The organism is Rufibacter sp. XAAS-G3-1 (assembly GCF_013623775.1).
GTDB lineage: Bacteria > Bacteroidota > Bacteroidia > Cytophagales > Hymenobacteraceae > Nibribacter.
Window position 1 is genome coordinate 89403 of sequence record NZ_JABFAM010000007.1, and the last position, 20798, is coordinate 110200.

At 52.9% G+C, this 20798-nt stretch carries 17 protein-coding genes; 8 read left to right on the forward strand and 9 right to left on the reverse strand.

The window, feature by feature from the left end:
- Positions 1-255: 255 nt before the first annotated feature.
- A complete protein-coding gene (locus HHO50_RS08960) occupies positions 256-978 on the reverse strand; it encodes a hypothetical protein (protein ID WP_181305677.1) in 723 nt (240 codons plus the stop codon).
- 134 nt (positions 979-1112) lie between these two features.
- Between HHO50_RS08960 and surE the strand changes: the two genes are divergently transcribed.
- Positions 1113-1946 (forward strand): 5'/3'-nucleotidase SurE, encoded by an 834-nt coding sequence (gene surE / locus HHO50_RS08965; protein WP_181305678.1) that lies wholly within the window; start codon positions 1113-1115, stop codon positions 1944-1946.
- Positions 1947-2026: 80 nt separating this feature from the next.
- Here surE and HHO50_RS08970 read toward each other — a convergent pair whose 3' ends face one another.
- From HHO50_RS08970 to HHO50_RS08985, 4 genes are all read right to left on the reverse strand, one after another.
- A complete protein-coding gene (locus HHO50_RS08970) occupies positions 2027-2752 on the reverse strand; it encodes a porin family protein (protein ID WP_181305679.1) in 726 nt (241 codons plus the stop codon).
- Between the two features lie 188 nt (positions 2753-2940).
- A complete protein-coding gene (locus HHO50_RS08975; protein ID WP_181305680.1) occupies positions 2941-3237 on the reverse strand; it encodes a hypothetical protein in 297 nt (98 codons plus the stop codon).
- Between the two features lie 805 nt (positions 3238-4042).
- Positions 4043-5713 carry a S8 family peptidase gene (locus HHO50_RS08980; RefSeq protein WP_181305681.1) on the reverse strand — a complete coding sequence of 557 codons (1671 nt, stop codon included), beginning with the start codon at positions 5711-5713 and terminating at the stop codon, positions 4043-4045.
- Positions 5714-6467: 754 nt separating this feature from the next.
- A complete protein-coding gene (locus tag HHO50_RS08985; RefSeq protein WP_181305682.1) occupies positions 6468-6788 on the reverse strand; it encodes a hypothetical protein in 321 nt (106 codons plus the stop codon).
- Positions 6789-6862: 74 nt separating this feature from the next.
- Here HHO50_RS08985 and HHO50_RS08990 point away from each other — a divergent pair, with 74 nt between their 5' ends.
- The 6 genes from HHO50_RS08990 to HHO50_RS09015 all read left to right on the forward strand — a co-directional run bounded on the left by HHO50_RS08990 (position 6863) and on the right by HHO50_RS09015 (position 13763).
- Positions 6863-8509, forward strand: a complete 1647-nt coding sequence (locus HHO50_RS08990) for an ABC-F family ATP-binding cassette domain-containing protein (protein WP_181305683.1) — start codon at positions 6863-6865, stop codon at positions 8507-8509.
- 356 nt (positions 8510-8865) lie between these two features.
- On the forward strand, positions 8866-9429 hold the full coding sequence (locus HHO50_RS08995; protein WP_181305684.1) for a transposase: 564 nt from the start codon (positions 8866-8868) through the stop codon (positions 9427-9429).
- Between the two features lie 240 nt (positions 9430-9669).
- The gene (locus HHO50_RS09000) at positions 9670-10665 is read left to right on the forward strand and encodes a DUF1028 domain-containing protein (protein ID WP_181305685.1); all 996 of its coding nucleotides are present in this window, start codon (positions 9670-9672) and stop codon (positions 10663-10665) included.
- A gap of 106 nt (positions 10666-10771) precedes the next feature.
- Positions 10772-12157, forward strand: a complete 1386-nt coding sequence (locus HHO50_RS09005) for a M28 family peptidase (RefSeq protein WP_181305686.1) — start codon at positions 10772-10774, stop codon at positions 12155-12157.
- Between the two features lie 202 nt (positions 12158-12359).
- Positions 12360-13448, forward strand: a complete 1089-nt coding sequence (locus HHO50_RS09010) for a glycosyltransferase family 9 protein (RefSeq protein ID WP_181305687.1) — start codon at positions 12360-12362, stop codon at positions 13446-13448.
- Positions 13449-13514: 66 nt separating this feature from the next.
- Complete coding sequence (locus HHO50_RS09015) at positions 13515-13763, forward strand: glutaredoxin domain-containing protein (RefSeq protein WP_181305688.1); 249 nt, start codon at positions 13515-13517, stop codon at positions 13761-13763.
- Positions 13764-14331: 568 nt separating this feature from the next.
- Here the strand turns inward: HHO50_RS09015 and serS are convergent.
- Complete coding sequence (gene serS / locus HHO50_RS09020; RefSeq protein ID WP_181305689.1) at positions 14332-15609, reverse strand: serine--tRNA ligase; 1278 nt, start codon at positions 15607-15609, stop codon at positions 14332-14334.
- A gap of 279 nt (positions 15610-15888) precedes the next feature.
- Between serS and rho the strand changes: the two genes are divergently transcribed.
- A complete protein-coding gene (rho, locus tag HHO50_RS09025; protein WP_181305690.1) occupies positions 15889-17886 on the forward strand; it encodes a transcription termination factor Rho in 1998 nt (665 codons plus the stop codon).
- 458 nt (positions 17887-18344) lie between these two features.
- Here the strand turns inward: rho and HHO50_RS09030 are convergent, their stop codons facing one another.
- From HHO50_RS09030 to HHO50_RS09040, 3 genes are read right to left on the reverse strand one after another with little or no spacing between them, the layout of a single operon-like run.
- Positions 18345-18941, reverse strand: coding sequence for a hypothetical protein (locus HHO50_RS09030; protein WP_181305691.1), 597 nt, complete (start codon positions 18939-18941; stop codon positions 18345-18347).
- 60 nt (positions 18942-19001) lie between these two features.
- The gene (locus HHO50_RS09035; protein WP_181305692.1) at positions 19002-19880 is read right to left on the reverse strand and encodes a UbiA family prenyltransferase; all 879 of its coding nucleotides are present in this window, start codon (positions 19878-19880) and stop codon (positions 19002-19004) included.
- A 9-nt stretch (positions 19881-19889) separates the two neighbouring features.
- Positions 19890-20672, reverse strand: coding sequence for a class I SAM-dependent methyltransferase (locus HHO50_RS09040; RefSeq protein WP_181305693.1), 783 nt, complete (start codon positions 20670-20672; stop codon positions 19890-19892).
- Positions 20673-20798 lie beyond the last annotated feature (126 nt).

The window sequence follows — 20798 nt, forward strand, 5'->3', positions numbered from 1 at the left end:
GTGTCTGGGCCAATGCCGTTTCTGGCCCGTTTTCCGCAAAACAGCCCCAAAGCGCTGGGGCGAAGGGAGGGTGTCTGCACCCGCAGAAAAGACCAACCATAGAAAGCAATGCGTGCCGGAGACAAGGCAGTGCCTGGTCTCTATAGATATCTAATAACTCCGGTTTCCGCGTTTACAGCCTGTTTCCTGCAAAACAGCCCCGAAACGCATCAGCAAAACTCCCCTCTCCGGATCTCTCTCCCACGGGGAGGGGAGTTAATAAAGCATCACGCCAGATACCAACGTAGAGTTAGGGACGTCTTTCACCTGCAGATTGGCCCAACGGGTGGATGGGATGCCCCGCATGTCCAGCACGAAACTCATTCTGGAATCCTCAGAGATGGCCACAAAATTGCCTTCGCCGGTACCCACGCGGGTAATGTTGATGCTTTTCTTCAGGTCTCCCAGGGTGCTGCCAATGCCCAATCCGTTAGAGGTTTTGAAGGCGGGGTTGAGCACCGTAATGCGGGATACTTTGCAGGCGGCACCCGCGCATTCCTGCTCCACGCGCAGGTCGGGGCGGTGGCGTTCGCCCAGCACTTCATAGGCCTTGGTGGTGGTGCCTTCCAGCGTATGGTCTATTTCCCGAAGTTTGTTCTGTCCGTAGGCTTTTCTCAGTTCGTCTATGGACATGCCAATTTTCACGGCCCCCGCCTGTCCGCTTTGCAGGGTCAGGTTAAAGAGCGGGTTGGCGGTAGAGGGCGGGGTAGAGGCGGTAGAGGTGGCACCGGGCAGCGGCTCTTCAGACATGGGCTCTGACGGGGCGGGGGCGGGCATGGAGCCATCGGGGCTTTCCGAAGCGGTTTCCGTGGCATCGGTGGAAATGTCGCCGGCGGCTTCTTCTATCTGGGTGTCGTGGGCATTGTCTGCCGTAGGGGCGTCTTGCTTGCAGGCGGCCAGCGCCACCAGTGCGCTAAACAAAAGGATGGTCTTTTTCATGGGCTTAGCGGTTTTAGAACGGCATAGGTACTGCTTCTTCCCGCATAACGCAAGCCGTGGTTTGAAGTTGCTCCAATTCTATTTGACAATGGCGCGTATACAACCTAATTTGGCTTTAAACTTTTGAACGGATTATGGCGAAGAAGCCCTTGATTTTAGTGTCTAACGACGATGGTATCACCGCGCCCGGTATTCATACGCTGGTGAAGGTGATGCAGAGAATAGGTGAGGTAGTGGTGGTGGCCCCAGACGGGCCGCAATCTGGCATGGGGCACGCCATCACCATCGGGAATACGCTGCGGTTGGACAGGTCGCTGGCCTTTGACACGGTGGAATCATACGAGTGCTCCGGCACGCCCGCCGATTGCGTGAAACTGGCCAAACACCATGTGCTCAAAGACCGCAAACCAGATTTGGTGGTGAGCGGCATCAACCACGGCTCCAATTCCAGCATCAGCGTGCTGTATTCCGGCACCATGTCGGCGGCCATTGAGGCGGCCATAGAGGGACTGCCCGCCATCGGGTTCTCGCTCTGTGACTACGGCCATGACATTGATTTCTCCCACACCGAAGAATACGTAGAGTTGATTACCCGTCAGGCCCTGGAGCATGGTATTCCGGCCGGAGTAGCCCTGAACGTGAACTTCCCTAAAAAATCTGACACGCCCATTGCCGGCATAAAGGTGTGCCGCCAAGCCCGCGCCAAGTGGGAAGAGGAATTTGACGAACGCAAAGATCCCCGCGGCCGCACCTACTTCTGGCTCACCGGCAATTTCGTGAACCATGACAAAGGCGAGGACACCGATGAGGCGGCCCTGGCCCAGAATTACGTATCTGTAGTGCCCTGCCAGTTTGATATGACCGCCAACTACGCCATGAGCCTGCTGAACAACGACTGGAACCTGAACCCGGGTGTGAAACCACCCGTCGGCACCAAAACCTTAGAAAGCGGAATAGCCGAGGGGTAAGTTGTTTTCCCCTTGTTTTTGCCAAAACAGCCCGAAAACGCAAGTCATTTTCGGGCTGTTATATTGGCTTTGCTAAAGCTTTAAAAAAGAGAAGTGTTCAACGGGAAAGCATACCCAACTGAGAAACTAAGTACTCTGCTTTTATGGTCGGCTTCTAAGGGAATATCCGCCACGAAGGGTTCTTCTTCAGGAAGGGTAATGTTTATGGTAGTAGTATGAGCCTTATGAAGGGGTGTTAATCCCAAACTATAGCGGGCATCTAGAAATAAAGTGCCACGCCCTATTGCCCTCCCTAAGCCCAAACCAGCCTGAGCACTAAGTTCCAGTCTATTACTATGGGTGAAATCAGTGTTTTCCTCAAGATTGCCTGATGTATGCTTTCCGGCAACTGCGTACCCAATAGCTGGGCCAGCATTCCCGTATCCAAGCCATTTTCCTTTTGTCAGGGTCGCTTTCACAAGAATAGGAATCTCTACATAGGTTAGGGTTCTGCTGGTCTTATGAAACCAAACGTCTGCTTCTACAGGGTAAGGGATAGTGAAATAGCTTTGAGAAGTATACTTCTTTTGCATGTATATGAGTTCGGGCTGAACTGATAACCACGGCAGTTTGGAAAAGGGCTGATTAAGGGCTACTCCTGCCATGATGCCCGGTTCATTGAACTTCTTTGTTTTGTTGCCAAACGTGTTCACTAGTTTATAGTCGCTGAAACTTAGGCCAGCTTTAGGAATAAGGGTAGCCTGTGCCGTGGCGCCGCCAATAGTGAGTGCTAGATAAAGTAAAAGGAGGGTAAATCTTTTGTTCATAAAGTAAGGTAGGGTGGGCTCTCGCAGATGTTTAGCGGCGGTTCTAAAGAAAAGCCCTTCTGGTTAGGGAAGGGCTTTTCTTATGTTGCTTCTATTGGTGGTTTTAAGGCTGTTTTCCTAAAAGCCTCCTATAAACCAACTTCCATTGAAATTGATGCGCAAGAATGGCAAGTAAAAACCGAAATGAACTACGCCTGAAAAGCGATTTTCTTCTTGTCAAAGTTCTGGATGGGGCCGTACTGGGCTTTCTTGATGGTGATGCCAGCTATTCTTAACTGTACTTCTACCGGAGCCAGCTTTCTTGTAAATTCAGAAGAAACCACTTTGCCGTAGAATGCTTTCGCTTCTTTAGAGGCACCTTTGTCAAAGGAGTGGGTAGATAACTTTTTAGTGATGGGTAAACCAGGAATAATCTGGTAAGTGGTGCAAACTACCTGGTAAGACGGCAGGAAAGGAGTAATCGCTTTTTTAAGTAAACGTTTCATCTTATAGTTATATTTTTAGAATGGTTTTGCTGGAATTGTAGCAAATATATCCATTATTTGGTTATCTCTAAGTAAAACATACTTCATGTGAAAAAAAATAATTTCATTTGTGGTGAACATAAAATAGTGAAATAAACTAAAAGGAAAGGCAGTGTCACTCTTCGAGCTTGCTATTTGCCAATAAAGTGACGGGAAGAAGTTGTCTGGGCTGAAAGTGATTGAGCTAAAAACAGCATTATACCGCTATAGAGCGAGTGGTGCGCCTTTGGAGGAGATGGTGGAGCGCCAGAGCTTACTTCTGCCCTTCCCAGGCTAATCTTGTAAAGATAGTCCTAGCACTCTTGCTATGACTGCAAAAAGTCACGGAAGTAAATCCGCACCATAGTAAGTCCAATTAAAAATAACAAGAGCTCACCTGCAAACCTCTGCTACTTTCCCCCGTTCCAGTCTTCCCCGAGCGCGCCTCGCTTTTGGCCATAGATAAGCAAAACTAAGAGAGACAAACGGCTCAGGCCGAAAGGGCAGTGCGAGAGGGGAAGACGGGGCCCCGCGGCCGTGAGCGCATACCGCCAGAGATGAAGCAATACAGCACTTGCACCCCCGCAGGGAACGGACAAGCCAAGGGAACAGCAAACCGCGTGCACCTGCCAAACTCTCCAAAGAAGCCAGATGCAACCCCAAAAAAGAGCAGATTCCTTTCTTGTTGTTTTCAGCCTGATTTCCCGAAAATAGCCCTAAAACAGAACTGCCCCTGAGCTAAGACCAGGGGCAGTTCTGAAGAATGTTATCGAGAAAAAGGGGAAGGTTAGCTTTTGCTTTTCTTCTGGGAAACGGTTTTCTCGGCTAATACCAAGGCATTGTACGCATTCACAATTCCGCCGGTGCTGGACAGATCCGTGAATTTCGCTTTATTACGGGATGATTCACCTCCCGAACTCGGATAGAGCACGGTTTCTTTGGGGTACACCGTAGCCGATTTCAGGATGATTTCTTTCAACTCGGCCGCCGTTAGCTCAGGGTAATGCGACCACACCAACGCCGCCACGCCGCTCACCACGGGACTCGAAAAGCTGGTGCCATCCATTTTGCCATACTTGTTTTCCGGGGCCAGAGAAACGATGTCTACACCCGGCGCGAAAAGGTCTACCGTCTGCTTGCCGTAGTTGGAGAACACGCCCACAATATCTTTGCCCAGCATTCTGGACGAGGCACCCACTTCAATCCAGGTTTTGATCTGGCTTCCGTCATTCAAAACTCTGCTGGGGTAATGCGTCACTTTGTCGTTGTCGGTGGCTTCGTTTCCGGCGGCGTGCACCAGCAACACGTTCTTAGACTCAGCGTATTTCACGGCCTCATCCACAAACGATTTCTGCGGCGAGAAGCTCTTCCCGAAGCTCATGTTGATGATGTTGGCACCGTTGTCTACCGCGTAGCGGATGGCCAGCGCGATGTCTTTATCGCGCTCGTCGCCCTCGGGCACGGCCCGCAAGGCCATGATCTGCACATCTTCGGCAATGCCGTCAATGCCCAGGTTGTTCCCGCGCAGGCCGGCAATCAAGCCAGACACCGGGGTGCCGTGGGTTGGTCTGGGGCCAACTACATCGCTGTTGCCGTATTGGGTATCAGTAATAGATTCTGGGTTGTCTGCGATGACGGCCCTCGGGTTGAATTCCAGGTTCAGGTGCTTCTCCAGGAACGTATCTGTATGCTCTTTGTATTTGAGGAACGACTCTACCGTCAGCCCTTGGCTGTACCTGCTGATTAACCAGGCGCGCGCATTCATCACGTTCTGGTCTGGGGTGGAGATGCGCTGCACGTCTTGCAGCGTGTATTCTTTGGTTTGCAGATGTGTGGCCAGTACGTTCTGTACCCGAACCAGGACTTCCTCAAAAGCGGCGAGGGTTTGCTTGGTTTCCTTGTATTTGGCCAATTCTTTGTCATAGGCCTGTTTGGCCAGCAGGTACGTTTTGTATTCGGGTTGCTGGGCCAGCGGTACTTCTTTGATAGAAGAAACGTTCTGGTAGGCCGGGGCCAGTTTTCTTAGCAGCCGTACGTATTCATAGGTTTCGTACCGTATGTTCTCGCCTTTGGCGTTGCCCAGGAAACCCCAGCCGTGCATATCGTCTACGTACCCGTTCTGGTCATCGTCCTGGCCGTTGCCCGCTACTTCCTTTTGGTTAGTCCAGATCTTGCCTTTCAGGTCTTCGTGGAAAATATCTATCCCGCTGTCAATCACCGCCACCACAATGGTTTTCTTGGTTTTTTTGTTGGCTAGCAGCTCTTTGTACGCTTTGTTCACACTTATGCCCTGGATTCTGTCCTGTGTAGGATCCAGGTTGTGCCAGTTCACGTACGTCTGGTCTAACTCTGCAACGGAGGCTACCGGATCATCTTGCGCCAGTACCGGGAACATAGAAAAGCCAGCCAGGAGCAGGCTGGCCGAGGCTCTTTGTATCGTTTTCTTAAGAATAGTCATAGTTGCAAAACGGCAAAAACCATTCCAAGCGTATGTATTGGGAAGGGTGTGCCTTGAAGGAAAGGTTCTTTTTTGAAAAGGTACACATTTTTCATAAATCCCATGTCTCTGGCAGGTTCTTTCTTTTGGGGCTACGGTTTTAAGGCTGATTTTAGAAAAGAAGGGTCAAAATGCCTGAGCGGGCAAACAGCAGAGAATAAGTAGCCGGTGGCGATTAGGGTGTGTTTTCTATCGTCTTGGAAAGATCTTGTACCCCTATTGGTTCCTTTCTGAACCTTGGCTTCTGCGCTTTAACTGGCTTCTATTGAGAGATTGGTAGGTATGCACATTTCTGCTGTTCCCTTGGCTTTTCTGCTTTTTACGTGGGTGCAAGTGCTGTATTGTTTCATTTCTGGCGGTATGCGCTCACGGCCGCGGGGCCCCGTCTTCCCCTCCCGCACTGCCCTTTCGGCCTGAGAAGATATTCGCTCTTAGTTTCTGTTTATCTATGGCCAAAAGCGAGGCGCGCTCGGGGAAGACTGGAACTGGGGAAAGGAGCAGTAATAATAGAACCTGTAGAGACCAGGCACTGTCTTGTCTCTACCACGCATTCCCATCTCCTGCAAAGATTCATTCCCCTCCTGGGAGGGGTTGGGGTGGGTTCTGGCGTTCCACCAACTCCTTATCATAGCGAAGTAAGCTTTGAAAAGCGATGTTGTCGTTCACCCCAAGATTCTTTCAGGAGGATAAAGGAAGTAGGTATCTTTCCTTGTTCTTAGAAAGAGGGCAAACCGTTGCTATTTTCGCCCTCTTTAATAGGATAGTCCTTGAAAAGTAATGATGTTACTCGCTCGCCTCCGGCGTCCCGCCATTTTGCGAATGCTTCACAATATAGTAGGAAGCGGCCAGAGACCGCAGGTAACCCACACTCGCCAGAGGCGAGCGAATGTTTGGTTTCGTTGATCATTATTTTTGCAGGGCTACCTTTATGAGATCGTTTCTGGCGTGTTTTGCTGAAAACAAGCCAGAAATGGAGCCAAATATGAGAGGTTGGTGTTGCATTGTTTTCCTGCGGAATTATGCCCGCATGTTCCACGCCTTCTGGGGTTTTTCAGGTGCGGGGCAATCAGGGAAATCCTAGTATCTTTGTGTTCTAATCGTAAACGCACCATGATTTCAGTTGATTCGGTCGCCGTTGAATTTAACGGCTCGGCTCTTTTTAGTAACGTCACCTTCAACATCAATGAAACCGACCGCATCGCCCTCATGGGGAAGAACGGCGCCGGAAAATCGACCCTGCTCAAGATCATTGCCGGGGCCAACAAACCCACCAAAGGCAAAGTATCGGCGCCCAAAGAGGCGGTGATTGCGTATTTGCCGCAGCACCTGCTCACCAAAGACGAAAGCACCGTGTTTGCCGAAGCGTCCAAAGCTTTCGGGCAGATTTTGGAGATGAAAGCCCAAATGGACGAGCTCAACAGCCAGCTGGAAACCCGCACCGACTACGAATCTGATGCCTACATGAAGCTGATTGAGGACGTATCTGAACTCAGCGAGAAATATTATTCCATTGAGGAAATCAACTTTGACGCCGAGGTGGAAAAGACGCTTTTAGGATTGGGCTTCCTGCGCGCAGACTTTAACCGCAATACCAGTGAGTTCTCCGGCGGCTGGCGCATGCGCATTGAACTGGCCAAAATCCTACTCCAGAAACCAGACCTGATTCTGCTGGATGAGCCCACCAACCACCTGGACATCGAGTCGGTGCAGTGGCTGGAGGATTTTCTGGTGAACAACGCCAAAGCCGTCATCGTGATTTCGCACGACAAGACCTTCGTGGACAACATCACCAACCGCACCATTGAGGTGACCATGGGCCGTATCTACGACTATAAAGTCAACTACTCGCAGTACTTGCAGTTGCGCAAAGAGCGCCGCGAGCAGCAGCAGCGCCAGTTTGACGACCAGCAGAAAGAGATTGCCGACATTCAGGCGTTTATTGACCGTTTCAAAGGAACCTACTCCAAAACGCTGCAGGTACAGTCGCGCGTGAAAATGCTGGAGAAGATTGAGATCATTCAGGTAGACGAAGTAGACACCTCGGCGTTGAACCTGAAGTTTCCGCCCGCGCCCCGTTCCGGCAACTACCCGGTTATTGTGGAAGGACTCACCAAGAAGTACGGCGACCACACTGTGTTCAAAGACGCGTCTTTGACGATTGAGCGCGGCCAGAAAGTAGCCTTTGTAGGCAAGAACGGCGAAGGAAAGTCCACGCTCATCAAAGCCATTATGGGCGAGATTGACTATGACGGCAAACTCCAACTGGGGCACAATTCCATGATTGGCTACTTCGCGCAGAACCAGGCTTCATTGTTGGACGAGGAACTGACCGTTTTCCAGACCATTGACCAGATTGCCGTAGGCGACATGCGCACCCGCATCAAAGACATTCTGGGCGCCTTCATGTTCAGTGGCGATACCGTGGAGAAGAAAGTGAAAATGCTGTCTGGCGGTGAGAAAACCCGTCTGGCCATGATCAAACTGCTCTTGCAACCGGTGAACCTGCTCATTCTGGATGAGCCCACCAACCACCTGGACATCAAAACCAAGGACATCCTGAAAGACGCCCTCAAAGCCTTTGACGGCACGTTGATTTTAGTTTCCCACGACCGTGACTTCCTGGACGGCCTCGCCGAAAAAGTGTTTGAATTCGGGAACAAGCGCATCAAAGAGCACTTTGAGGACATCAACGGTTTCCTGCGCAACAAGAAAATGGAAAACCTGCGGGAGATTGAGCGCAAAGTAGTGACCGGCTAGGTAGTATCTTCGTTTATATTGAGAATCCCCGCCAGCAAAAAAAGGCGGTGGGGATTTTTTATGCTGATGTTCCAGCTTACTAGAAGAATAGCGCTTCAACCTTCATTTCCAGGAAATAGGCTCGAAACAGGAAAATGTAGCGTCGTTACCCTGTAACGACGCGCCCCCATGAAACGGGAAAGCCTCTGCCAGAGAAAACCTTTCAAGGATTTTGTTGCATAGGCGGTTCCTTGGTTAGGAGGAGCGGTTCTGCTGCGTAGAGCTACGTCGTTACAGGGTAACGACGCTACATTTATATTCGAAACAGATAGTTGGCCTTTTCGTTTAGAAGGAGCGCCTGGATTTGCCATAACCCTATGTCAAAACATGATGCCTTCACCAAAAAAGCCCGTCGCCTCACCGGTTATGATTACCGGCTAGGAGGTATGTATTTCATCACCATCTGCACGCAAGACCGTTATCCTTTCTTTGGCGAAGTAGTGAACGGAGAAATGGTCTTGTCTGATGAGGGCCAAATTGCCCATGATTACTGGCTGGAGCTGGAACATCACTGGCTCCGCCTTTTTCTAGGCGAATTTATAGTCATGCCCAACCATGTGCATGGCATTATTGGGTTGGAGGGAACGGTTCGTAATGATTCGGTTTTAGGGGACGAGTTGGCAGTATCCAGTAACGCCGCTACGGGAAAAGATGAATACATGACCTCCATATCGCCAAAGGCGGGCTCGGTGTCTCATATTATTGGCTTTTACAAGTCTATTTGTACAAAAATGATCAGGAGCGTGAGCACCGAGCCCTTCGGTTGGCAACCCAGGTTCCATGACCGCATCATCAGAAACCAGCCCGAATTGGTGCACATTGAGAAGTACATTCTCTCCAATCCCGTCAACTGGCAAGGAGACCGATTCTATAAACCCTGAGTCTCCCCCTTCCTCTATCTGTAGCGTCGTTACCCTGTAACGACATGGTTCTACGCAGCAGAACCGCTCCTCCTAACCAGGAAGCGCCTATGCAACAAAGTCCTTGAAAGGTTTTCTCTGGCAGAGGCTTTCCCGTTTCATGGAGCCACGTCGTTACAGGGTAACGACGCTACCAAGCAGAGTGTAAATCCACAGTTGAATTTCAGTATCTTTCACATCTGTTTACTTAGAAATTACTTCATGAAAAAGCTTTTAATGCTATTTGGCCTCGGCACTTTAGCTCTTGCCCAACCGGCTACGGCGCAGGTCTATAAACCCCAGGAACCCTTCGCCCATACTTATTCCATTGTGGCCCGTGACCCCAAAACCGGCGAGATGGCGGTGGCCGTGCAAAGCCATTGGTTCTCGGTGGGTGCCTCAGTGAGTTGGGGCGAGGCTGGCGTGGGCGTGGTGGCCACCCAGTCGTTCACGAACAAATCCTTCGGGCTGCGTGGCTTGGCGCTGATGAAACAGGGGAAATCCGCGGAGGAAACGCTGAAGATTCTGCTGTCCAATGATATCGGGCGCGAGGTGCGCCAGGTGGCGATTCTGGACGCCAAAGGCGGTGTAGCCACGCACACCGGCAAGAAATGCGTTACCTACGCCGGGCACATCACAGGCAAGAACTTCTCGGTGCAAGCCAACATGATGCTGAATGAGACGGTATGGCCCGCCATGGCGAAGGCGTTTGAACAGAATGCCCATTTGCCGTTAGCCGAGCGGATGCTGGCCGTGCTGGATGCCGCCGAAGCGCAAGGTGGAGACATCAGGGGAAGACAATCGGCGGCCTTGCTGGTGGTGCCGGGCAAAAGCAACAAAAAGCCCTGGGACGAGCGGCTGGTGGATTTGCGGGTAGATGACCACGAGGTGCCCTTACAGGAACTCCGCCGGCTGCTTACCGTGCAGCGCGCCTACGAGCACATGAACAACGGCGACCTGGCCGTGGAGAAAAACGACATGGCCCTGGCCATGCAAGAATACAGCGCCGCCGAACGGCTGCAACCCAACAACCTGGAGATGCAGTACTGGCACGGCATCACGCTGGCGAACACCGGTAAAGTAGATGAGGCCATCAAAATCCTGGAACCCGTTTTCAAAGCCGATAAGAACTGGCGCACCCTCACCGAACGCCTCCCGCCGGTAGGATTGCTGACCGTTTCAGCGGCAGATTTGAAGAAAATCCTCGGAACCAGGTAACCGCTTTCTCCGGCAAAACGACTGCTGAAAATTCAGCGCATTATTTTCCTTTCTGCGCGGTGGGTTGTAACTCGCAGCTTAGAAATTACCCAACCCTACAAACAACATGCTTCGCTCCCTCAAAAAGATCACCCTAGCAGTCGCCCTCAGTCTTCCGCTGGCGGGCAGTGCTCAGAACCAGGACTCCCTACACATCCGCAAGATTTATGACATGGCGCTTACCCAAGGCCAGAGCTATGAACAACTGCGCTACCTCACCAGCCACATCGGGGCCCGGTTGAGCGGTTCACCGCAAGCTGCGGCTGCCGTAGAATGGGCCCGGCAGGAGATGAGTAAAATGGGTCTAGACCGCGTGTATCTGCAGGAAGTGATGGTGCCGCATTGGGTACGGGGCGAGAAGGAATACGCCGCCATCGTGAACTCAAAAATTACCCCCACGCGGGAAGTGAACGTGCTGGCCCTAGGCGGCTCCGTAGCCACGCCGGCCAACGGACTCACCGCCGAAGTGATTGAGGTAAACGGCCTGGATGAACTCAAGAAACTGGGCAAGCGGAAAGTGCAGGGCAAGATTGTGTTTTTCAACCGGGGCTTTGACCAAACCCACATTATCACCGGACACGCCTACCGGGGGGCCGTAGACCAGCGCTCCAGCGGGCCCTCAGAGGCCGGTCGCCTAGGCGCGGTAGGCGTGGTGGTGCGTTCCATGGCTTCCAACACCGATGATTTTCCGCACACCGGCGGTTTGCGCTACGCCGAGGATGCGCCCAGAATCCCGGCGGTCGCCATCAGTACCAAAGGCGCCGATTTGCTGAGCAAGTTGCTGAAAGAAGACGAGAAGCTGCAGTTCCACCTGCGCATGAACCCGCAGTGGCTGCCCGATGTGCTCAGCTACAACGTCATCGGGGAAATCAAAGGCTCTGAGAAACCCGACGAGATTATTGTGGTAGGCGGCCACCTGGACAGCTGGGACATTGGCGAAGGCGCGCATGACGACGGCACCGGTTGCGTGCAATCCATGGAAGTGCTGCGCCTGATGCGCGCCATGAACTACAAACCCAAGCGCACCATTAGGGCCGTCATGTACATGAACGAGGAGAACGGCCTACGCGGCGGCACCAAATACGCCGAGGTCGCCAAGAAACAGGGCGAGAAACACCTTGCCGCCATTGAGTCAGATGCCGGTGGGTTCACGCCGCGCGGCTTCGGGATTGCCACCACCACCGAGGCCGCTTTCCAGAAAGCGTTCGCCTGGAAGCCGCTGCTGGCTCCCTACGGCCTCCACGACATTGACCGCAACGGCGGCGGGGCCGACATTGGGCCGCTCAAAGATGACCGCGTCGCCCTCATCGGCTTCCGGCCAGACTCCCAGCGCTACTTTGACATCCACCACACCGCCAACGACACCTTTGACAAAGTAAACCGCCGCGAACTGGAATTAGGCGGTGCCTCCATGGCCGCCTTGGTGTATTTGATTGACAAGTACGGGTTATAAAAAATGCTCAGCCCTGTTTTGAAAAGCCTGTGATGAAAGTCATAGGCTTTTCTGTTTTAGAAGGATTACTTTGGTAAACTGCTGGCGCGAGCTTGCCGCTCGCGCCAGCGGAGAGGCTTTCCGTTTCAGGGCCGTTTTGTGGGAATGATGCCCAAAACGTTATGACGCAATGCTGATAGATGCTCTCTGATTGGCCTTAGGAATGGCGCAGGAAATCTCCCCCGCAACCCGTACCTTTGCCGAAGGTCTAAACGGCGATTCCTTGAAAAAGATCCTCATCATCCGGTTCTCCTCCATTGGCGATATTGTGCTCACCACGCCGGTCATTAGGTGCGTGAAAGAACAGGTGCCGGAGGCCGAAGTGCATTTCTGCACGAAGGCCGCGTTCCGGAACATCATCGCCAGCAACCCGTACGTGGACAAAGTGTTTTGCCTGGAGACCTCTCTGAAAGACCTGCTGCGCCAACTGCAAGCCGAGAACTATGATCTGGTGCTGGATCTGCATAACAACCTGCGCACCCGCATTTTGAAGACCCGCCTGGGTCGCCCTAGCCGAAGCTTCGACAAACTGAATTACCGCAAATGGCTGCTGGTGAAGTTCAAGATAGACCAAATGCCAGACGTGCACATCGTAGACCGCTACCTGGCCACGGCAGCGGCTCTGGCGGTGACCAACGATGGGCGAGGGTTAGACTATTTCATTCCGGAGAAAGACAAAGTAGACCTGTCCACTTTGCCCGCATCGCACCACAATGGTTACTACGCCATCGCGATAGGGGCGCAGCATTACACCAAACGCCTGCCGGTAGACCGGTTGATAGAGCTCTGCGAGAAGATAAACGGCCCAATTGTGTTGCTGGGTGGCAAAGAGGATGCCGCAGTAGCCCGCATGATAGAGATGTACTTCACCTCAGAGCCTTACTTTTCGAGCGAATCTCCCCGCCCCACGCACCGGACGGTCATTTACGACGCCTGCGGAAAGTACAACCTCAACGGCTCAGCTTCTCTGGTACGGCAGGCGCAGGCGGTCTTCAGCCATGACACTGGTCTCATGCACATTGCGGCGGCTTTTCAGAAGAAGATTTACAGCATTTGGGGCAACACCGTGCCCGCCTTCGGGATGTACCCTTACACCCAGGATTTTGAGGTGCTGGAAGTGAAGAACCTGTATTGCCGCCCGTGCTCTAAAATCGGTTACTCCAAATGTCCGGAGCGCCACTTCCGGTGCATGCGCGAAATCAAATTCGATTTCCAGTTGCCCGTCCTGGATCAGTCTGCCTCCTCTCTTTAAGGCGAAGTCGTTTTCAGCCTGTTTTCTGGGAAAGACGTAGAAAACGGCAGACCAACAAATACTATTATGGCTGCCAAACCCCTTCTATACGGTGCCGATTGGTGCAAGAAAACCATCGCGATCCAAGACTACTTCAAAACCCATGACGTGGCCTACGACTACCTCAACGTAGAGCAAAGCGACGAAGCCATGCAGGCCATCCAGGACATGAACCGCGGCCGAGTCCGCTTCCCAATGGTGGTAATTGGAGAGCAGAAGCCCCTAAAAAATCCCTCGCCGGAAGAGTTACATGTCGCCTTGGCGGATAACCAGTAAAAACCAAGAGCTGGTTTTGGGCTTTGTTGGTGAAAATAGGCTTGAAACGGGAGGATTTGGTTTTGCCTTAGAAAGTGATTGTTAAAATACGAAGACCAGTAATGCGTCTGTCGCGCTGCACGGTAGACACGAATCGGAGACTCGCGCCAGCGGTTCTTTATTAACGATTCCTTTGTATTGAGCAGCCCGTTAAAGCAGCCAGCGCTTACTTAACCTGCTTACTCCCAGGTATTTCTATTTACAGCCTTTCGCTTGAGCGCCTAGAGTTCGACCACCTCTGAGCGTTAGCGATGCAGGTGAGGAGAAATTACAGCGCGAGGGCGGAAGGCGGGGCCTCGCGGCCGTGAGCGCTCGGAGGGAAACCATGCAACAACCAAGCATAAGGGCACCGCATCAACCATCCGCCACGCTAGCAATGGCAAACTGCATGCACTTCTAGGTTTCCAAAGAAGAGATAAATCAAATCTGGGAACGCCATTTAAATGGCCAAAAAGGAGAAGACGTTTCAAGCCCGTTTTACTTAAAACAGACCTGAAATGCCTTTTCAATCCTTGAAAGGAAAACTTCGCTATTTGGTAATCATCTCAAACCCAAGGTAAGCGTGCAAGGCCTGCGGTAACTTAATTCCTTCCGGCGTCTGGTTGTTCTCCAGCAATGCGGCCACAATACGCGGCAAGGCCAGGGCACTGCCATTCAAGGTGTGCAGCAGCTGCGGTTTCCCACCCTCGGTACGTTGACGCAGTTTCAACCGGTTGGCCTGGTAGGTTTCAAAGTTAGAGACGGAACTGACTTCCAGCCATCGGCCTTGGGCCGCGGAATACACTTCCATGTCATAGGTGAGGGCCGAGGTGAAGCCCATGTCGCCGCCGCAGAGGCGGAGCACGCGGTAGGGAAGTTCCAGTTTCTGGAGTAGACCCTGGATGTACTGGCTCATTTCCTCTAACGCCTGGTAGGATTTTTCCGGGGTTTGGATCTGCACGATCTCTACTTTGTCGAACTGGTGCAGGCGGTTCAAACCCCGCACATCTGCCCCCCAGGAACCGGCCTCTCTTCTGAAACAAGGCGTGTAGCCCACGTTTTTGATGGGAAGTTTGCCTTCGGCAATGATCTCGTCGCGGTAGAGGTTGGTGATGGGCACCTCGGCGGTAGGGATCAGGTAGAGGTTGTCGGCGGTGGCGTGGTACATCTGGCCTTCCTTGTCGGGGAGTTGGCCGGTGCCGTAGCCCGAGGCTTCGTTCACCACAATGGGGGGCTGCACTTCGGTGTAACCGGCTTTCATGGCTTCGTCCAGGAAGAAGTTGATGAGCGCGCGCTGCAGACGGGCGCCCTGGCCTTTGTACACGGGAAATCCGGCCCCGGCTATTTTGATACCTAATTCAAAGTCAATGATGTCATACTGCTTGATGAGTTCCCAGTGGGGTTGCGCGCCTGCGGACAGTTGCGGGATAGAACCATGTTCCAGTACCACTTCGTTGTCCTCGGCAGACCGGCCGGCGGGCACGCTGCTATGCGGAATGTTGGGAATTTTGTAGAGTCCCTGCTGCAGGGCTTGCTCCAGACTCTGTACTTCCTCGTCCAGGGCTTTGGTGCGTAGCTTCAGGTCGGCGGTTTCGGTTTTGAGGGCCTCGGCCTGGTCTTTCTGGCCGCTTTTCATGAGGCCGCCTATTTCCTTGGCCAAGGCGTTGGCCCGGCCCAGGAGCTCGTCACGCTCGGTTTGCAGGGTGCGGCGTTTCTGATCCAAGTCCAGCAAAGCCTGTACTTCCTGGGCGGCGTTAGGGAAGTTTCTTTTCTGCAGGCCAGCAAGAACAAGATCGGTATGCTCGCGTAAAACGGGTATCTGTAACATGGTGCGTCTGGTTATGTGTACGCAAAAATAGAATATTTTGGATAGGCTGCGGCAATAGGCAGGTTTTTGTGAAAATTTGTGTAACTTTATATATTAATTTTCTCGTATTGCTTGTAAAATAGAACAAGGCTGTCTAACATTGCAGTACATTTTCTGAACGACCGTCATCCGGGTTCTCCAGTACGTCTTACACACCAATTTTTTCCTGTTTTAATCCGTCTGCCTGTTGCGCTCTGCAACCGCTATGCATTTAAACCGAATAGCTAATTAATTCAATTTATGTACAACATTGACGAGTTGAAGGATTCTCTTCTTTCAGAACTCAAAGAGATTGCTGAGAACCTCGGCGTCACGAACTTCAAGAAGCTCAGCAAACAAGACCTGATCTACAAAATCCTGGATCAGCAAGCCGTTACCCCCCTTGAGAATCTCCCCAAAAAATATAAAAAAACATCTAAGAAGGCAGACGAACAGACCGATGCTGCGGTAGCGGTAGCGGATGTGCCCGTTCCGGAGACGGTGGTGGACAACGCCCCTGTTGCCATGCCAGCACCAGTGCAGGAAACACCGGTGCAAGCTGTCCCGGAAGATGTTCCGGCAGCTGCTCCGGCCCGTGGCCGAACCAGAACTACCTCTGCTGAGCGTCCCGTGAGAGCAGAACGTGCCCCGGCAACGGTGCGGGAAGACAGACTCCATGCGCCGCAGGCCCTGCGCCCCGACATTCGCGAAGCACGGGAACTGTCCCGTTCTGAAGGAAGGGAGCCCCAGCCCCGCGAAAGCCGTCCTGAGCCCCGCGAGAACCGCCCGCAGCCGCGTGATCTTCAACCGCAACCACGCGAACCACGTGAACAACGGGAGCCCCGGGAACAGAGAGAGCCTGCCCCACGGGTGCCGCGTGAACCCAGAGAGCAGCGGGAGCCAAGGGAACTCCAGGCCCGTGAGCCTCGGGAAAATACCACCCGGGAGCCAAGAGAAAACGCCCCCAGAGAACCTAGGGAGAACGCGCCCAGAGAACCACGCGAGCCAAGGGAAAATACCCCCCGTGAGCCACGCGATAACAATAACAACCCCAACTGGCAAAACCGCCGCGAGCCCAATCAGCAGAGCCAGCCCAGGCCGCAGCAACAACAGAATAACGCTAATAGCGCCAATTACCGCGAGTTTGACGGCGTTATTGCGAACGAAGGCGTGCTGGAGTTGATGCAGGACGGCTACGGCTTCCTGCGCTCTGCCCACTACCATTACCTGGCCAGCCCAGATGATATCTATGTGTCACCGTCGCAGATTAAGTTGTTTGGTTTGAAAACCGGCGACAGCGTGAAAGGCACCGTGCGGGCACCCAAAGAAGGCGAGAAATATTTCGCGTTGCTGAAGGTAGACTCCGTGAACGGCCGTACCACCGAGGAAATCAGAGATCGCATTCCGTTCCAGCATTTAACGCCTCTTTTTCCGGAAGAACGCCTGAAACTGACCACCCGCTCCAGCCAGTACTCTACCCGCATCATGGATTTGTTCGCCCCCATAGGGAAAGGACAGCGTGGTTTGATTGTGGCCCAACCCAAAACCGGTAAAACAGTATTGCTGAAGGAGATAGCGAACGCCATCACTGAAAACCACCCCGAAGTGTACCTCATGATCCTGTTGATTGATGAGCGCCCCGAGGAGGTAACCGACATGGCCCGTAGCGTAAAAGCCGAGGTGATTGCCTCTACCTTTGACGAACAGGCCGAGCGCCACGTGAAAATCTCCAGCATTGTGCTGGACAAAGCCAAGCGCATGGTAGAGTGCGGCCATGATGTGGTTATTCTGCTAGATTCTATCACTCGTCTGGCCCGGGCGTACAACACCGTGGTTCCTTCTTCCGGTAAAATCCTATCTGGTGGGGTGGATGCCAATGCGTTACACAAACCGAAGCGCTTCTTCGGGGCGGCCCGTAACGTGGAGAACGGCGGCTCTTTGACCATCATCGCCACGGCTTTGATTGACACTGGTTCTAAGATGGACGAGGTAATCTTCGAGGAATTCAAAGGAACCGGCAACATGGAACTCCAGTTGGATCGCAAACTGGCCAACAAGCGCGTGTACCCAGCCATCGACGTTCCGGCTTCCGGTACCCGCCGCGAAGACCTGCTCATGGATCGCGACGAACTCAGCCGTGTTTGGATCCTGCGTAAATTCATGTCTGACATGAACTCCGTAGAGGCCATGGAATTCCTGAAAGACCGCATGAAAGGCACCAAAGACAACGACGAGTTCCTGATCTCCATGAATAGTTAGTCTTTAGAATATACTTGACAACAAGAAGGCCCCGCAGATTTCTGTGGGGCCTTCTTGTTTTTGGCCTGTTTTCAGAAAAGTAAGCGCAAAACAGCCTGAATTAAATCACCTGGCGCGAGACTCCAGTCCCGTGCGTACGGATGAAATGAGGCTCCAGGCTCGCCGGGAGCCGAAAGCGGAGAAGCTATTGGCTCAGACGCTCGCAGGTCTTCCAGACGCTACGAGGTCTTTGGAGTAAATGATAAGTAGCAGCAAGCAGAAACTCCCTCCTAGTTTAGGAGAGGTGCCCGAAGGGCGGGGTGGTAAATAGGGGTAACCGGAGCAACAAGCGTTGCTTCTCAGCAATGCGTACTCTCGCTGCAAGGCAGCGAGAGTAGTCAGAGACTACCCATCATCCCTAGACACGAGTCAGAGACTCGCGCCAGAGGGAACACTGAAAACTGAAAACTACCAACCAGCTAGCCGCCAAAACTCCCGTACCGAACTGCTTTTTTCTTTTCAGGATCATAGACCAGTAGCCGTCCGTCTTCTTTGCCTAAGAGGTATTTAAACCCGATGGCTTTGGGGTTGGCTTGAATGCGTTTCCAGGTGCTTTCATTCACAAAGGAAGCCTGTACTGGGGCGTTGGGGGCAATGGCCGGCGAAACAAAGTCAGCGGGCTGCACAAAATTGTCCATGCGTTTGATGATGTAGGCTTCGCGCTCAGAATTGGTGGCGGTGGGCGTTTTCATCTCGTAGACCAGGCTGGCCTCTAAATCGGCGGCAGGAAAGCTTTCTTCGTAGATTTTCTGGCCGTCCTGGGTGGTGATGGTGAATTCTACCTCGCCCTCAGAAATGGAGGTGCCGTGCAGGGACAACCGGAAATAGTCGGGTCTCTGGTCTGAGGAGAACAGATGGGTGCGTTGCACAATGTGTTGCACGGGCAGTTTTGTATCGGTCTTATCCTTTTCTGAGGAGGTGGAGGTTCCGGCGGAAGTGGAAGTAGTAGTTTCTTCTGAAGAAGATTGGCAACTGAACAGGAAGGCCAGTACCGCTACCCAATAAGTTTTGTGCATGTTTTCAGAGAGTTGGCCCAAAAAAGGTGTACGTGCCGCACCAGCCAGAGTTCGCGCGTTTTAAGTCCAGAGTTGCCAGAATACAATCAGCCCGAACGAAAAGCTCATGCACAGGGAAGAGACCTTGTTCATGCGCATGGTATTCTCAAAGTTTGCCGCCGAAGGGGTACGCCTCACCTGTAAAAGCCACTGACTGAAAACCACCAACACCGGCCCGGTACCCACCAGAAAAAAGAGACTGTGCCACCCTTCGTCGCGCCGCCAATAGGTGTAAAAAAGCAGGGCCGTGGCTACCAACAGGCTACTAGCGGCAAAAAGAAACGTTCCCCACAAACCCAGTTTCAGACTCAATGTTTGATCTCCGCGCCGGGCATCCTCCTCGTGCTGGTACACCTGCGTGAGTGGGTAAGAGCCGCACAGAAACAAAGAACTCACCAGCGCCAGCAGCAGATTATTGGTGCTTAGCAGAATGTCATCGGCCACGCCGATGCCTTTCTGCACCATGGCAAACGTGAACGCCCCCTGGAATACCACCACTACCAAGGTGCTCAGGATTGGGTACTTTTTGAGCCGGATCCCCTCATAGCTGTACGCCTTTGACACCAACAGATACAGCAACACCATGGCCGCAAAATACCAGGAAAGCAGCGCCGAAAGCACCACCGCCAGCACATCAAACCCCCACACCAGCCAGTAGAGAGACTTGGTGACTTTGGGCGGATGTTTGAGGCCGCCAATGCTGCCCTCGTCGCGGTCATAGTACGAGTTGTAGCCGTTGCTGGCGGGATAAACCAAGAGGTGCAGAATCAGAAACACGGCCACGGTTCTCCAGAATGACACCTCTGGTTCGGCGCTCAGCGCGAACCAGAAAATAGGCATCAGGAACAAGGAAAACGGGATGCGGAGCAAGCGCCAGGCATCTGACCAGGAGGAGTTCATGGCTACAGTTTACGAAGGATATCCTATTAAGTACAACACGCCGGTGCCGCTCCAATGCCGCGCCCGCCCAATGTGCCAGGTGTACTGCGGCGCGTTTATCGCGGCCACCATTTTCTCTAAGTGCGCCGGCGTGTACATGCGCAGCAAAGAAACGGTGCCGTCCCAGACGGTTCCCAGGGGGATGAGGGGAATGAGGTACGTGAAAAACAAGCGGCTCCAGGTAAACGGCCTAATGAAAGGGGTAATCAAAAGAATGAGCCACGGGAAAACGAACCACACCAGCAGTAACTCATGCCAGCGCTTTCCGGCCCCTTCAAATACGCCAATGCCCTGGTTTTGCCGCACCGCATCAGCAAGAATGGCGGTGGCCGTTTCTGGCCTGAAATGGTGAAAAGCCGAGAAAACGGTTCTGAAGCCCGGCAGGTCATCTGGTACGGCGGTCGCATCTACGGGGGCTTTCTCAAATTGCAGGGCGCCGTTGCTTTGGGTTGCCAGAAATTGGTAGGCCTCTACGTTGGGGTACTTATCTGTAAGGGTAATGGAAATCTGGTGGCCGGCCTGTTTTTCCAACTCCTGCCAGATCTGCTGAATGCCGCCCCCGGCCCCGGAGCAAAGGTCTACCAAATGCGTCTGGCGGGTGTGGGCCAGCGCTTGCCGCAGGAGCGGGACAATGGGTTTGTAAATGCCCAGGGCCGTGATCAGGAACCGCAGCACATCCATCATGCCCTGCCGCACCACGTGCGGAAACCAAGGCTGGTCTTCCAGTTCAAACAGGTGCAGACGGAATTTCATGGGGCGTGTAAAGGAACCTCGGGTTAATGATACGTTTTTTGAAATTCAGGCGCAAACCACCGTTGTATACGGCAATCAGCAATTTTAACCAGTAGCCCGAAAAAGGCAAAAAAGAGCCCACCCAAA

Excerpts from the sequence above, each read along its gene's own strand:
- HHO50_RS09035 (WP_181305692.1), bottom strand. The coding sequence starts at position 19,880 with ATGAACTCCTCCTGGTCAGATGCCTGGCGCTTGCTCCGCATCCCGTTT.
- HHO50_RS09010 (WP_181305687.1), top strand. The coding sequence starts at position 12,360 with ATGGCGCAGGAAATCTCCCCCGCAACCCGTACCTTTGCCGAAGGTCTA.
- rho (WP_181305690.1), top strand. The coding sequence starts at position 15,889 with ATGTACAACATTGACGAGTTGAAGGATTCTCTTCTTTCAGAACTCAAA.
- HHO50_RS09000 (WP_181305685.1), top strand. The coding sequence starts at position 9,670 with ATGAAAAAGCTTTTAATGCTATTTGGCCTCGGCACTTTAGCTCTTGCC.
- HHO50_RS08975 (WP_181305680.1), bottom strand. The coding sequence starts at position 3,237 with ATGAAACGTTTACTTAAAAAAGCGATTACTCCTTTCCTGCCGTCTTAC.
- serS (WP_181305689.1), bottom strand. The coding sequence starts at position 15,609 with ATGTTACAGATACCCGTTTTACGCGAGCATACCGATCTTGTTCTTGCT.
- HHO50_RS08995 (WP_181305684.1), top strand. The coding sequence starts at position 8,866 with ATGTCAAAACATGATGCCTTCACCAAAAAAGCCCGTCGCCTCACCGGT.
- HHO50_RS09030 (WP_181305691.1), bottom strand. The coding sequence starts at position 18,941 with ATGCACAAAACTTATTGGGTAGCGGTACTGGCCTTCCTGTTCAGTTGC.
- HHO50_RS08970 (WP_181305679.1), bottom strand. The coding sequence starts at position 2,752 with ATGAACAAAAGATTTACCCTCCTTTTACTTTATCTAGCACTCACTATT.
- HHO50_RS09005 (WP_181305686.1), top strand. The coding sequence starts at position 10,772 with ATGCTTCGCTCCCTCAAAAAGATCACCCTAGCAGTCGCCCTCAGTCTT.
- HHO50_RS08980 (WP_181305681.1), bottom strand. The coding sequence starts at position 5,713 with ATGACTATTCTTAAGAAAACGATACAAAGAGCCTCGGCCAGCCTGCTC.
- HHO50_RS08960 (WP_181305677.1), bottom strand. The coding sequence starts at position 978 with ATGAAAAAGACCATCCTTTTGTTTAGCGCACTGGTGGCGCTGGCCGCC.
- HHO50_RS09040 (WP_181305693.1), bottom strand. The coding sequence starts at position 20,672 with ATGAAATTCCGTCTGCACCTGTTTGAACTGGAAGACCAGCCTTGGTTT.
- surE (WP_181305678.1), top strand. The coding sequence starts at position 1,113 with ATGGCGAAGAAGCCCTTGATTTTAGTGTCTAACGACGATGGTATCACC.
- HHO50_RS09015 (WP_181305688.1), top strand. The coding sequence starts at position 13,515 with ATGGCTGCCAAACCCCTTCTATACGGTGCCGATTGGTGCAAGAAAACC.
- HHO50_RS08990 (WP_181305683.1), top strand. The coding sequence starts at position 6,863 with ATGATTTCAGTTGATTCGGTCGCCGTTGAATTTAACGGCTCGGCTCTT.